The following is a 13814-nucleotide window of genomic DNA, read 5'->3' on the forward strand; positions in this document are numbered from 1 at the left end:
TTGGGTGTGATCAAGACGTTGGTATCGGCGGGGGAGGAGCAGGAACCTATGACGCAGCAGGGCGCACATGCCCCGGTTCCGGGCAACTGGTTCGTCGACCCCGTCTTCCTGGGTGTTCCCGGAGTGCGGCAGACCGATGAGGAAGAGGTCGCATGGCAGGCGGACGCCCTCTGCGCGCAGACCGATCCCGAGGCTTTCTTTCCCGAGAAGGGTGGTTCGACGCGCGAGGCGAAGCGCATCTGCGAGAGCTGCGAGGTGCGCTCAGAGTGCCTGCAGTACGCTCTCGAGAACGATGAGCGCTTCGGTATCTGGGGCGGCCTCTCCGAGCGCGAGCGTCGGCGCCTGCGCAACGAAGCCGTCTGACCTCAGCGAGACACGACCGCCTCTTTTTTCGGTGCCCGTGCGCACGCCTCCACCTCGGAACCAGCCGGTGCGCATAAGCTAGGCCCGATATGCGCACCATCGTCACCGCCATCGTGGTCGCCCAGCAGGGCGGCGAATGGCTCGAAGAAACCCTTGCGGGCATCGCCGCGCAAACCCGGCGACCCGACCGCGTGATCGCGGTGAACAATGGCGGCGCGCAGCACGTGACCGATCAGCTCGCAGCGGCGAGCCCCGATCGAGTGATCGGAGCGGAGACGCGCCGACCTTTCGGTGAGACGGTGCAGCGAGCGCTCGACTACACGCCGGCCGCGGTGCCCGATGATTCGGCCCCCGCAGGCGTGACGCTCGGAGAGACGCAGCCTGGCACGGCCGGCGACGCTGACGCGGAGTCCGAGACCGATGCGCGACGCGAGGCGACGGCCGACGAGTGGATCTGGTTGCTCGCCGAAGACACGTGCCCGGAACCCGAGGCGCTCCAGCGCATCCTCAGCACGGTCGAGCGCGCACCGTCGGTGGCCGTCGCGGGGCCGAAGCTCCTCGACTGGGACCGCCCGAGGCACATCATCGAACTCGGGCAGAGCCTGACCCGGTTCGGATCGCGCTGGAAGCTGCGGAGACAAGAGCTCGATCAGCAGCAGTACGACCACCTGCAAGACGTGCTGGGCGTCGGCCCTGCCGGGATGCTCGTGAGGCGCGATGTCTGGGAGCAGCTCGGCGGCTTCGACCCCTCGCTTCCCGTCGTTGACGACGGTCTCGACTTCAGCGTTCGCGCGCGACTCGCCGGATACCGCGTGGTGGTCGCGCCCTCCTCGCGGGTGCGGTTCGCGCAGAGCGGGGTCGTCGGCCCCCGCATCGAGCGCAAGCGCGGGGTCATGCGCGCCGCGCACAGGCGCGATCGCGCAGCGCAGATGCATCGCCGGATCGCGTACGCCCCGGCATTCGTCGCGTTCTTCCTGTGGCTTGGCCTGCCGGCATATGCCGTCCTGCGCATGTTCTGGGCGCTGATCCGCGAGCAGCCGGGCCAGATCCTCGGCGAGTTCACCTCGGCGATGTATGTCTTCTTCCGTCCGGCGTCGATCCTTGCCTCACGCCGGCGCATCAAGCGCACCATGACGGCGGGGTGGCCGGCGGTCACGCCGCTCCGCATCGACCCGAAGTCCGTCCGCACGGCGCGCATGATCGACCGCGAAGCGATCCTCCTTGCGCAGGGGCGCCAGCGCAAGGAGATGCACTTTATCTCGACCGGTGGACTCGCGGTGCTCGTCGGCGCCCTCGTTATCGCCGCGGCGCTGTGCTGGTGGGCGCTGACCCAGGTGAGCCTCTCGGGCGGCGCCCTCGCGCCGCTCAGCCCGATTGGCGAGCTCTGGACCCACACCCGCACGATCGACGGCCTACCAGCCGATCCGTTCACCTGGGTGCTTGCCGTGCTCGGCACCCTCACATTCTGGAACCCCTCGCACGCGATCGTGCTGCTCATCGTCGCGGCCATCCCGCTCGCGGCGCTCGGCGGCTGGATCTGGTCGGCGCAGCTCACCGACTCACGCGCCGGGCGTACCCTGCTCGGGATCGGCGTCGCCATCAGCCCCGTCATGCTGGCATCGCTCGATTCCGGCCGGCTGCCGACGCTCATCCTCTCGGTGGTGCTCCCCTGGCTGCTGCTCGCCGCGACGCGGTGCCGCGAATCATGGAGCTGGGCTGGCACGGCTTCGCTGCTCGCCGCCGTCGCGCTCGCGTGCGCGCCGATCCTCATCCCTGCAGCGCTGCTGCTGCTCATCGTGGGCATCGCTACGTCGCCGCGCCGCATTGCCCGCGTGCTCTCGACGGCGATCGCTCCTGCAGCACTGTTCGCGCCCAAGATCGTGACCTCGGTGCTGGCCGGTCGTCCGCTCGACATCTTCCTCGACCCGGGCATCACGCCGGTCTACGAACCCGGAAACACCTGGCACCTCATCCTCGGGTTCCCCGAATTCGGGCTCGCCGGGTGGTCAGGCATCTTCGAAGACATCGGGCTTTCCGCGATCCCCACGACAGTGCTCGTGGGCATCCTCCTCCTTCCCCTTGCCCTGCTCGCGTTGCTCGGGCTCTACACCGGGCGCATCCACATCACGATCCTCAGCTCGCTCATGGGCGGCCTCGGCATGCTCACCGCCGTCGCCGCGAGCCAGCTCCGCATCCTCGTCAGCGGTCCGGACACCGTCGCTCTCTGGACGGGCTCAGGGCTCGCGGTCTACTGGATCGCGGTCCTCGGTCTCGCCGTCGTCGGTGCGCAGACGCTGAGGCGCGCGGCGGGGCCCGTCGTCGCGGTCGCGCTCGTCGCGGCGGCCGTCGCGGTCGCGCCGAACGCGGTGCAGCTCATGACCGCCTCCAGCGGCCTCACCTCAGGAACCAACCAGATGCCGGCGCTCGTGCAGGCGGCGGGCGGCACTGCCACCGGCACCCGCACGCTCGTCATCGATGTGGGGGCCACGAACCCGTCGGACGAGCGGAGCGTCGGCGCTCGCATCGTCGACGGTACGGGCGAACGACTCGACGACATCCGGACCGCCTCGCGCGTGCCCGATCGGAACGCCACCGACGAGGCCATCGCGGAACTCGTCGGCGGACTCGCCAGCACCGGAGACGTCAACGTCGCCGACCACCTGCGTGCGCTCGGCGTCGGCTTCGTGCTCTTGTCCCCAGGCGGGGACAGCGCCGAGCGCGCCGAGCTGCAAGCGGTCTTCGATCAGAATGCCGCGCTCACGAGCACAGGCCAGACCGACTTCGGTCTCCTCTGGCGCGCGACCGCAGGGGATTCCGGATCGCAGGCGGGTATCGACGAGGTGACGGATCTCGAGGGGACCACCCTCGGAGCGAACACCCTCTGGTGGGCGCAGGTCATCCTCGTGCTCAGCATGCTGCTCCTCGCCCTGCCCACCGGTGAGGTCGTCGAGCGGCCCCCGAAGCGCAAACGGCCATCACGACGCCGAGCGGCGAAGACCCGGATCGCGGTCGGCGGAGGCGCGGCCGCGACGGCCCAGGAGACTGCGCCGACGGCGGATCCCGCAGATGCAGATGCAGCGGCACCGGAAACGGATGCGGTGCCGGAAACGGATGGGGTGCCGGAAACGGATGCGGCGCCGGAAACGGTTGGGGCGCCGGAAACGGTTGGGGCGCCAGACGAGGTAGCGGAGCCGGAAACAACAGCGGAGCCGGACGCGGAAACTGATCCGACCCCCGAGCTGGCGCCGGAAGCGGAGCCGGCCCCCGAACCGACCGCACCTGACGACGCACTGGGCGAGCCCGAGGGAGGACAGCGATGACGGAGCGATCCCGCGTACTGCTCGGCAGCGTCAGAGCGACGACCGGGCTCCTGATCACCGCCGTGACGGCGACGGCGGTCGTCATCATCGCCGGCACGACGCTGCCGGTGGTCACGACCGACCCGGTCGGCGTCTCGGTGGACACGTCGCAGACGACGCAGCGGACGCTGGTGTGCCAGGGCTCCTTCGCCGAGCTGGGCCTGGACCCGGAGAACCCTGAGGCGACGAGACTCACGGGCGACGTCGACCTCGTCACGGCGGGGGAGTCCGAGGGTGGCGACCCGCTCGCCGCCGACAGCTCCGGTTCAGGTAGTGCTCCTGCCGTCCGCACGGGGCAGGACACCGCCCAGTTCGGTGCGGCCCAGTCGCAGCGCGTCTCGTCCGAGGACATCAGGGGTACGGCGGCCAGCGCGTGCGTCGAACCGGTCAACGAGCAGTGGGTCGTTGGCGGAGACACGCTCACCGGAACATCGACCACGCTCTCGGTCGGCAACCCCGGCGACGTGCCTGCGACGGTGCGCATCGACCTGTACGACGAGAACGGCCCGGTGGATTCGGGCCAGACGACCGGGGTGCTCGTGCCGCCGAAGTCGGAGCGGACGGTCTCCCTCAACGGCTACGCGCCCGAGCGGGAACGACTGGTCGCCCACGTGGTGAGCACGGGCGCGACCGTGACCGTCGGCATGGGCATCGGGCAGACGGTCGACATCGATCCGTTCTCCGCCGGCAGCGTGACGCGGCAGATCGACCCCAGCGAGCGTCTGGTGATCCCCGGAGTGACGAACCGCAACACGCTCGCGGAGAACCACACGGGAGAGGCGCAGGAGCTCGACCAGTTCCCGGTGCTGGTCCGGGCGTTCACGCCTGGCGACCAGGAGGGGACGGCGACGGTGCGCGCCGTGGACGAGAACGGGCGCAGCTACAGCCTGGGCGAGATCGCGATCGAGCCTGGTGTCGCCGGCCAACTCGAGGTGGACAAGTGGCCGACGCGCGCGCAGGGGATCATCGTCGATGCGGACGTCCCGATCGTCGGAGGCGCGTTCGGATCGGTGGATGGCGACGAGCGCCACGACAACGCGTGGTTCACCCCGGCTCCCGAGCTGCCGGTCGGGGTCGCCGTCGCGGCACCCGTCGTCGACTCAGGTGAGCTGGTGCTCTCGAACCCTGGCGAGTCGGACGCGACGGTGCGGGTGGAGCGCGCGGGCGACTCCGAAGACGACGACGCCCGCGAGATCACCGTTCCGGGAGGCGCCACCGTCACCGCAGATATCCGCAGCGGATCGATGCTGCGCACCGAGGATCAGGTGCACGCCTCGGTGCGGGTCGTCGGACGCGGAGCTCTCGCGGCGTACCCGATCCTGCCCATCGGCGACCGGACCCAGGAGCTCACGGTCTACACGCGGTGAGCCGCTGCCCGGTTCGCGCCCGTAGACTGGGCGCATGTTCGCCCGTAGAGCGTCCCGTCGTTCGCCAGCCGCGCTGCGCGATCGCCACGGTCGCCGCCCGATACGTTCCGCACTGACCGGAGCCGGACTTCCCGACCCCGACAGCCGCGCCACACGCTTCGAGAACGACGCGAGGGGCGCCGTGGAGCTGCTGCAGCGCGAGTTCCCCGCCGAACTCGACGGCGTGCACATCGGGTTCATGACGGTGCCGCTCGGCAAGGAGGGCACCAGCGAGAACCCCGAGTTCTACGCGATCGACCGGGCGAAACGGTCCATCATGCTGTTCCGCATGCCGATCCAGCGGGCGCGCGTGCTGCACGTCGACGACGCCGAGCACCGCAGGTACTTCGTGGAGCACTGCGTCTACCGCGCCGTGTGCGAGTATCTCGGGCGCGAACCCTGGGATCTGCTGCCCGGACGCTTCGATCACTACTGAACGGTCATAATAGAGACATGAGTGCACGAATCCTGGTTGTCGACGACGATACTCCGCTCGCCGAAATGCTGAGCATGGTGCTCGAGGGGGAGGGGTTCGTGACCGAGACCTCGGGCGACGGGGTCGAGGCGCTTGAGCGCTTCCGCTCCATGCGGCCCGATCTCGTGCTGCTCGATGTCATGCTGCCCGGCCTCGATGGCATCGAGGTGTGCTCGCGCATCCGCGCCGAGTCCGGCGTCCCGATCATCATGCTGACCGCCCGCACCGATACGACTGACGTGGTGCGCGGCCTCGAGGCCGGCGCCGACGACTACGTCGTCAAGCCGTTCAACCCGGCCGAGCTCATCGCCCGCGTCCGCGCGCGGCTTCGCGAGCCGCAGCAGGAGGTCTCGGAGGTGCTGCGCATCGGCGACCTCGACATCGATGTCGCGGCGCACGAGGTGCGACGCGGATCCCGCCAGATCTCGCTGACCCCGCTCGAGTTCGACCTCCTCGCGATTCTCGCGCGGAAGCCGCAGCAGGTCTTCACGCGCGAGGTGCTCCTGGAGAAGGTATGGGGGTACCAGTACAAGGCGGACACCCGACTCGTCAACGTCCACGTGCAGCGCCTCCGGGCGAAGATCGAGCAGGATCCCGACAACCCCACCATCGTGACGACGGTCAGGGGCGTCGGCTACCGCGCGGGCGGTCCAGCGGAATGATCCCGCGATGACCGCGCTCCACGGCCGCTCGCGGCTCGCCCTGCGTCGGCGTCGGCTGCGGTTGTGGTGGCTGAGGTTCAGCCAGCCGGTACTCGGCCCGTTCCGGGCGAGGTGGCGATCCTCGCTGCGTCTGCGGACGATGACCATCACCGCTGCGATCACGGCGGTGATGATCTTCGTCGCCGGGGTGTTCATCCTGACGAGCGTCGGCGATGACCTGTACTCCTCGCGCCGCGACCAGGCGCTCGCCGACTCCGCGCGAGCGACCCTGGCGGCGCAGAGCGTGCTCGACTCCTCGAACGCGACGGATCGCGCGCGGCTCACCACCCTCGTCGATTCGGTGCGCCGCGCCGTGCTCGACACCTCGTCGAGCTCAATGATCTACCTGCGACGGCAACCCGGGCAGGTCGACGTCTCAGATGCTCCGGTGGATTCCAACACCTCCCAGGCCCTCGTCGACGCCGTGACCGAAGAACTCTCGGCGTCGCTCACCGACACCGATGCGCCCCAGCACTGGCAGCCGGTCTCGCTCCCCAACGAGACCGGGGTGTCGGGGCCAGGCATCGCGGTGGGGTCGACCCTCAGCTTCCCCTCCGGAGTCGGGAACTACGACCTGTTCATCGGGTACAACTTCTCCGACACGGAGGAGTCCCTGAACGCGATCCAGCGCACGCTCCTCATCACGACCATCGGGCTCCTGGCGCTCATCATCTCGCTCGTGTGGGTGATATCGCGCAGCGTCTTCCGCCCCATTCGAGCCGCGGCCGACGCGAGCCATCGACTCGCCGCAGGCGACAGCCGGGCCCGCATGCCGCTGCAGAACGACGAGCACTTCGACGTGCTCTCCGGGAACTTCAACAACATGGCCGAGACGCTGCAGGCAAGGATCACGGAGCTCGATGAGCTCTCGGATATGCAGCAGCGCTTCGTCTCCGACGTCTCCCACGAGCTGCGCACCCCGCTGACCACGATCCGGCTCGCCAGCGAAGTGCTCCGCGGCCAGCAGGAAGCGATGGACCCCTCCCAGGGGCGCGCCGTGGAGGTGCTCGGCACCCAGATCGACCGATTCGAGACGCTCCTCGGCGACCTCTTGGAGATCTCGCGCTACGACGCCGGCCGTATCACCCTCGAAACGGAGCCCACGAACCTCGTCGCGCTCGCCCGAGACGTCATCGACGGCATCCAGCCGCTCTCCAAGAGCATGATCGAACTGCGGCCCATCGGCGGGTACGGCACCGTCGACGTCGACGCGCGCCGCATCAGACGCATCATCTCGAATCTCGTCGGCAACGCGGCCGAGCACGGAGAGGGGAGGCCCGTGGTCGTCACGATCGACTCGAACGCCGCCGCCGTCGCGGTCACCGTTCGCGACTGGGGCGTCGGTCTCAAGACCGAGGACATCGAGCGCGTCTTCGACCGATTCTGGCGGGCGGACCCCGCCCGCAAGCGCACCTTCGGAGGCACCGGTCTCGGTCTCGCGATCGCCCGTGAGGACGCCGCCGTCCATGGCGGGCTCCTCGAGGCCTGGTCGCGTCCGGGCGAGGGCGCGAACTTCCGCCTGACCCTGCCGCGCGGTGACGCGAGCGCCTTCGTGTCACCACTGCCGCTCATCCCGGACGACGTCTCGGTCGAGGAGACCGATCCGGGCACCACGGGCGGCTGGCTGCGACGGCCGTTCCGACGCGTGTGGAAGGAGCGTTCGCAATGAGCCGGCACTCGAAGCTCCGCGGTGCGCTCGCGAGCACCGTGCTCGCACTCGTCGCACTCACCGGCTGCCAAGCGGTGCCGGACACCGGCCCCGTGCAGCCAGGCCTCACCGAACTCAGTCAGGGAGATCGGCAGGTCAGGTTCAACCCGAACGGGCCGGCGGAGGACGCCGACCAGCAAGAGATCGTGCGCGGGTTCATCAACGCGGCCTCATCGAATGCCGACGACTACGCGGTCGCCCGAGAGTTCCTCACCAACGGGTACTCGGAGCAGTGGGACCCGTCGACCGGCGTGCTCATCGACGAGGGGACGCGGCCCTACCGCGAGGAGGACGAGGGGGTCGCGGTGCTCTCGCTCTCGACCGTCGCGACGGTGGACGACCACGGTGTAATGAGCTCCGCAGCGCCAGGGCCCACGACTGACGTCCGCTTCGAGCTCGAGGAGCAGGACGGGCAGTGGCGGATCTCTTCGGCTCCGACCGGTGTGATCCTCGAGCTGACCACGTTCGAGCAGACGTGGGCGCGCCAGCAGCTCTACTTCCTGAATCAGCGCGGCACGCTCGTTCCCGACACCCGTTGGTTCCTCAACCGGCCGACCCTGGCGAGCGAGATCGTGGAGGAGCTCCTCGACGGGCCCACCCAGGCCTACCAGGACACGCTCCACACCGCGTTCCCCGGGGGAACGAGTCTCGCGAACGGGTCCGTGCCGATCATCGAGGGGACGGCGGAGATCGCGCTCTCGGCCGAGCTCGCCGAGGCCAGCGATCAAACGCTGGAGGACGTCTCGCGCCAGCTCACGGCCACGCTCGACGGGGTCTCCGGCGTCACGAACTACGACCTCAGCGCCGGCAACATCAGCGTGGGCAGCCACGAAGTTTCGGCGCCTGAAGTGGACCACGTGCCGCAGGTCACCGCCGTCCAGCGCGACGGCGCCTTCGGGTTGCTCACCGGTGGCGAAGTCGACCTGCTCGACACGCTCGACGAACCCGTCGTCGATCTCGATGCCGACGCCGTCGCACTCTCACCGGGACTCGACAGCGCCGCGGTGCTCAGCGCGCGAGGCGTCAGCTGGATCGATGAGACCGGAGTGGCCCTCATCGACTCCCGCGCCGGGCAGATCGCACCCGCCATCGATGCGTTCGGTTATGTCTGGACATACGCCTCCCGGGGAGGCGACGGCCTCGTCGTCCGAATCCCCGGTGACGAGGGTGTCACGATCGGTACCTCGTGGGGCTCCGGCAGAACCCCCGTCGCGATCGGGCTCTCGCCGTCCGGGGCGCGGATCGCCGCCCTCGTCGCGGACGGGGACAACTCGGTCCTACTCGTCGCTCCCGTGATCCGCGACGACGACGGCAGACCCACCGGACTCGGCGATACGGTGCTCGAGGAGCTGTGGACCACGGGGGCACCCGTGGACTTCGACTGGATCGACGAGCAGCAGTTCGCCGTGCTCAGCCGGGTTGGAGAGGGCGGCAAGGTGACATTCGGCGGGCCGGGACAGCTGAGCACCGAAACAGGATCGGTTCCCGGCGGCACCCAGATCAGCGGCGGAGGGGCCCGCTCTCAGGTCCGCGTGCTCGACAGCGGCGGCGACCTGTTCGCGCTGCAGGGTCAGGCCTGGCAGAGACAGGAGCGCGAGCGCGGTATCGATGTTCTCGGCAAGGTCGGCTGACTCGGCGGAGTCGTCCCCAGGAAGTGCCGGGTGGTGATGCATCCCGAGCGCGCGGGGGAGCGCCCGTGCGACGCCGCTGCCGTAGCACCCTGGATGCATGGGCCTCTCACCGTTCTTCTGCCGCGTGCGCGCCGTCTGGCTCGATCTCCTCGCCCTGCTCTGGCCCACGGAGTGCGTGGGGTGTGGGGCGCCTGACCGCGACCTCTGCGACGCGTGCGGAGCGGCGCTCGCCAGACGGGCCGCCTCGACTCCGCTGCTGTGCGGGAGCGTGCCGGAGGGAGCCGGCGCCGCAGGCACCGCGCGGCCTCCTCCGATCGTGCCGCTCTTCGCAGCCGCGCCCTACGTCGGCATGCCACGAGAACTCCTCATCGCGCTGAAGCATGCCGGACGGGTGGGGTTCGCCCGACGACTCGGGCCGCTCCTCGCGCGGCCGTTGTCTGAGGCGCTCGCCGCAGCCGAAGCCTGTGACGGTGACGCGGCGTCTGCCGACCGTTCGGCGTCTGCGGGTCGTTCAGCCTCTGTCGATCGTTCGGCCTGTGCGCCGCTGATCGTGTGCGTCCCGTCCCGCAGCGCACGCGTCAGACAGCGCGGCTACCGGCACGTCGAGGAGATTCTGCGCCACACCCTGCGGCAGCTGCGCTCCGGTCGGGGTGACGCAGGGGGAGGCGAACGTGCCGAGGGCACGAGCACGGCATTCCTCCTGCCGAGGCGGCCTCTGCGGGCCCTTCGTCCGCTCGCCGGGCGCACGGGTCAGGTCGGGCTCACGTCCTCCCAGCGAGTGCGCAACGCCCAGAGGATCGCCATCAGGAGCGCTGCGCGACGGCGCCTGAGTGGAAGGAGAGTGGTGATCGTCGACGACGTCGTGACCACCGGCGCGACGATCGCCGCCGCGTGCGAGGCCGTGCGCGAGGCAGGAGCGGAGGTCTTCGCAGCGGTCGCGATCTGCCGGGTGGAGCGCCGCGACACGCGCGACGCGGATGCCGGATCGGGCTCCGGATCGGCGAGATGATGCCGCCGGAGAAATCGACTGGAAAGCGTGCGCGCGGAGGGAGTATGGTTTTCGAAAGGCGTGAGGATGCGCCGCTTTGGCGCACTCGCCTGACTCACAAGGGAGGTCACCATGGACGTGAACATCCGCGGGCGGAACGTCGGGATTACCGATCGTTTCGAGAACTACGTGGGATCGAAGACGGAGAAGGTGGCGGGGCTCCTGCCGAAGGCTCAAGCGTTTGAGGTGCGAGTCTCCCGGCTCAGCGAGCGCAGCCCGCAGAACGGTGACCGTGTGGAGATCACGGTCGTCGGACCAGGCCCCGTGATTCGGGCCGAATCCTCCGGAGGCGACAAGTACTCGGCATTCGACCTCGCCTATGGGCGCGTGCTCGAACGCATCCGCCGCGCCAAGGATCGTCGCAAGGTGCACAAGGGCCGCGCCCTCCCCTCGTTGAGCGAGGTCGCCGCCAATGACTTCGAAGGGGTCGATATCACCCCCGCCTCGGTGGAGACGCTCGAGGCCATCGCCAATGGCGATACCCCTCCCGCGACCGGGGAGTCGCAGGAGGAGCAGTACAGCCCGGTCGTGATCCGGAAGAAGGAGTTCCCGTCTGAGCGGATGACCGTGGACGCTGCGGTCGATCAGATGGAGCTCGTCGGCCACGACTTCTTCCTCTTCGTCGACGCCGAGACCGACAAGGCCAGCGTGGTCTACCGCCGGAAGGGCTGGAACTACGGCGTCATCGCCCTCGCCGAGGAGTGATCACGCTCGGCGAGAGGAAGCGCCTCTCGCCGAGGACGCGTTGCTCAGGTGAGCGGCTCGCAGCGGGGGTCCGGGTTCCGGGCCCCCGCTCGCGCGTCCGGCCCCGTGCGCGCGACAGCGCCCTCCGCCCCCGCCCTCTGTCCCCGCCCGTCCCCCCCCCCCCCCCGGGGGTCCGGCCGTCCCGCGACCCCGCGCCGAGGTAGCGCAAAGTGTCGCTTCGCGGCGATTGAACCCCTCCGAACTGCAGGCTCGGCGAGGGACGGGGAAACGATCAGGTACGAATGGCCTCCGCAACTCGGCGCGCGACTGCGAGCGGCGCTCGGAGCACATCGTCTGCGCGGAAGCGCAGCACCCGATAACCCGCCTCGCGCACCCGGTCGAGACGGTACTCATCACGCACGTACTGCGCTCGGTGCGTTCGATGTTGTTCTCCGTCGTACTCCACAATGAGTCGTCGGGACTCGCAGACGAGATCGAATCGACCGATCCACCCGTGCTCATCGAAGATATCTTGCTGCAGCATGAAGTGATGGTCGAGGTGAACGTCTGCGAGTATCAGGCGCAGGAGCGTTTCCATCCGCGAACCAGACCCGACGCGTGCGAGACCGAGCGCTCGGCGAAGATTCCGGACTCCGCGAGTCGGGGTACGCGCAACTTCGGAGAGCTCGGCAATCCGCGGCGGAGCCCCCAAGTGCGTGTCGTGATTCGTTCGTTGGTCGGTGATGAGGAAGTCGATCGCGACCACGAGTTCGCGGACCGAGAGCAACGCAGCTGCCTGTTGCAGTGCCTGGGCAGGAGCGGAGATAGGTAGTCGCGAGCTCCCCTCGACCACGTCGAGTGTCGAACTCGTGCTGTGCCCCCGAACACCCAACGCCCGAGGCGGGGTCAGCGGGCGCGGAGACGTGACGTGCAGCACAGGGGAGGATCGCACGGGACATCCCAGAAGCACCAGGGCCGTGACGTGGCTGAACACCTCTCCCTGTCGGAGTTTCGGGGCGTAGCACCTCGCGAGAAACTCGATGTGCTGCGATCTCGAGAGTTCCGCACGTTCAGCATCGGCGAGCACCCGAGTTCCGCGAAACGGGCGTTCGAACCGCCGATGGCGGAGTGCAGGTGTTCCGAGACCGAGTTCGCGTCCTTCGGCGGTGGTGAACGCGAACGGCAGATCTTCGGGGAGGGGCGTGAGCGGACGAGGCATTCCTCCATGCTCTGGCGGAGGAGCTGCCAAGCCGAGCCGAAGGCGGAACGTGTGGATAACACGCCGCGTGTCGCTCGCGCCAGGCGACTGGTGACGAATGGCTGCGGGACATCTTGCCGAGCCTCGCGCGAGAACCGGACCGGCCCTCCGCCGAGACTGCACCAGGTCACCTTTCAAGTCGCGTGAAAGCGAACGAAGTGCAATCTCGGGGAAGGGGCAGAGGGCAGAGAGGGGGGAGGCTAGCGCGGGTTCTCGTTCGGCTCGTCGGTGATCGGCTTGCGGCCCATGATCATGGCGAAGACCGCGCCGGACAGGTTGTGCCACACCGAAAAGACGGCGGCGGGCAGTGCAGCGAGCGGCGAGAAGTGGGCGGCGGCGAGCGAGGCGGCGAGCCCTGAGTTCTGCATACCGACCTCGACGCTGATGGCGCGGCGCTCCCGCTGGGTCATGCGCATCGACCACGCGACGAGGTACCCGAGCAGCAGGCCGAGACCATTGTGCAGTACTACGGCGACGAAGACGATGAGGCCTGCCTGCGCGATCTGGTCAGCGCTTCCGGCAACGACTGCTGCGACGATGAGCGAGATCGCGATGGTCGACAGCCAGGGGAACACCCCCTGGATCTTCACGATCAGCGAGCGGAAAACGAGGCGCACGACGATGCCGCCGATGACGGGGATGAGTACCGTCTGGAGGATCGAGATCATCATCGGCTGGAACGGCACCTCGAGGATCGCCCCCGCGATCCAGAGCGTGAGCAGGGGCGTCGCGATCGGCGCGAGCAGCGTCGAGCAGGTGGTCACCGTCACCGACAGGGCGGTGTCTCCGCGCGAGAGGTAGGTGACGACGTTTGATGCGGTGCCGCCGGGCGCGCACCCGACGAGGATCACGCCGGCCGCCAGCTCGGGGGGCAGCTGCAGCGTGAGAGCGATGACCCAGGCGAGAAACGGCATGATCCCGTACTGCAGCACTACGCCGACCAGCACCATCCATGGCCGCTTCGCGATGCGTGCGAAGTCGGGGAGCGTGAGCGTGAGGCCCATGCAGAACATGATCGCGCCGAGCAGCCACGGAACCGCCGGACCGAGTGTTGACGAGGGGCCGGGGAGCGCGAAACCGATGATCCCGGCGATGAGCACCAGGAGGGGGAACACGGTGACGGCGATGCGCGCCGTCCGATCGGGGCGCGCGGGGGCGGTCGAATGCATGAGGACTACTCT

General features: G+C 69.0%; 11 protein-coding genes. 9 read left to right on the forward strand and 2 right to left on the reverse strand.

Annotated elements, in window-relative coordinates; all coding sequences use genetic code 11:
* Positions 1-48 precede the first annotated feature (48 nt).
* The 9 genes from K8P10_RS02030 to hpf all read left to right on the forward strand — a co-directional run bounded on the left by K8P10_RS02030 (position 49) and on the right by hpf (position 11396).
* Positions 49-363, forward strand: coding sequence for a WhiB family transcriptional regulator (locus tag K8P10_RS02030; protein WP_224780149.1), 315 nt, complete (start codon positions 49-51; stop codon positions 361-363).
* 89 nt (positions 364-452) lie between these two features.
* A complete protein-coding gene (locus K8P10_RS02035; RefSeq protein ID WP_224780150.1) occupies positions 453-3683 on the forward strand; it encodes a glycosyltransferase family 2 protein in 3231 nt (1076 codons plus the stop codon).
* Positions 3680-5089 (forward strand): DUF5719 family protein, encoded by a 1410-nt coding sequence (locus K8P10_RS02040; RefSeq protein WP_224780151.1) that lies wholly within the window; start codon positions 3680-3682, stop codon positions 5087-5089. Before K8P10_RS02035 ends, K8P10_RS02040 begins: the two co-directional genes overlap by 4 nt.
* A 34-nt stretch (positions 5090-5123) precedes the next feature.
* Positions 5124-5564 (forward strand): hypothetical protein, encoded by a 441-nt coding sequence (locus tag K8P10_RS02045; protein ID WP_224780152.1) that lies wholly within the window; start codon positions 5124-5126, stop codon positions 5562-5564.
* A gap of 17 nt (positions 5565-5581) precedes the next feature.
* Entirely contained in the window at positions 5582-6265 is a 684-nt protein-coding gene (gene mtrA / locus K8P10_RS02050) for an MtrAB system response regulator MtrA (RefSeq protein ID WP_224780153.1), read from the forward strand.
* Positions 6266-6272: 7 nt separating this feature from the next.
* Positions 6273-7973 (forward strand): MtrAB system histidine kinase MtrB, encoded by a 1701-nt coding sequence (gene mtrB, locus K8P10_RS02055; protein WP_224780154.1) that lies wholly within the window; start codon positions 6273-6275, stop codon positions 7971-7973.
* A complete protein-coding gene (locus K8P10_RS02060) occupies positions 7970-9643 on the forward strand; it encodes a GerMN domain-containing protein (protein WP_224780155.1) in 1674 nt (557 codons plus the stop codon). Before mtrB ends, K8P10_RS02060 begins: the two co-directional genes overlap by 4 nt.
* 97 nt (positions 9644-9740) lie before the next feature.
* Positions 9741-10652, forward strand: a complete 912-nt coding sequence (locus tag K8P10_RS02065) for a ComF family protein (protein ID WP_224780156.1) — start codon at positions 9741-9743, stop codon at positions 10650-10652.
* A 111-nt stretch (positions 10653-10763) separates the two neighbouring features.
* Complete coding sequence (gene hpf, locus K8P10_RS02070; RefSeq protein ID WP_224780157.1) at positions 10764-11396, forward strand: ribosome hibernation-promoting factor, HPF/YfiA family; 633 nt, start codon at positions 10764-10766, stop codon at positions 11394-11396.
* 271 nt (positions 11397-11667) lie between these two features.
* Here the strand turns inward: hpf and K8P10_RS02075 are convergent, their stop codons facing one another.
* Complete coding sequence (locus K8P10_RS02075) at positions 11668-11919, reverse strand: endonuclease domain-containing protein (RefSeq protein WP_224780158.1); 252 nt, start codon at positions 11917-11919, stop codon at positions 11668-11670.
* A 914-nt stretch (positions 11920-12833) separates the two neighbouring features.
* Positions 12834-13802 carry a bile acid:sodium symporter family protein gene (locus tag K8P10_RS02080; RefSeq protein WP_224780159.1) on the reverse strand — a complete coding sequence of 323 codons (969 nt, stop codon included), beginning with the start codon at positions 13800-13802 and terminating at the stop codon, positions 12834-12836.
* Between the last annotated feature and the right edge of the window lie 12 nt (positions 13803-13814).

Origin of the sequence: Leucobacter sp. Psy1, assembly GCF_020096995.1 — a bacterium.
Classification (GTDB): Bacteria; Actinomycetota; Actinomycetes; order Actinomycetales; family Microbacteriaceae; genus Leucobacter.